The following is a 232-nucleotide window of genomic DNA, read 5'->3' as shown; positions in this document are numbered from 1 at the left end:
ACAACTATATATCATTAAAATAATGAGGGATCTAAGAGAGTGTCATGAGAAAATGAAGCTGCAACAATTTGGGTCTTTTTGTAGATTGTCTTTAGATGAAAAGAAATTAATTAAAAATAAAATTTCGAGTAAAGCTAAAAAAAAATTCAATCAACAAGAATATTTTAACAGCGCAAGGAAAAGTGATTTACTGAAAGATATTCTTCCTAACGAGTTAACAAAATCTGTTGTG

General features: G+C 27.6%; 1 protein-coding gene. It reads left to right on the top strand.

What is annotated here, in order from left to right; translation table 11 throughout:
• Positions 1-52: 52 nt before the first annotated feature.
• Positions 53-232 (top strand): hypothetical protein (locus ACY2RX_RS14990; protein ID WP_490104760.1); only part of this gene is annotated, 180 nt, incomplete at its 3' end.

This window comes from Polaribacter sp. 2405UD43-2 (assembly GCF_058147125.1).
This window is presented reverse-complemented; position numbering and strand designations above follow the sequence as displayed.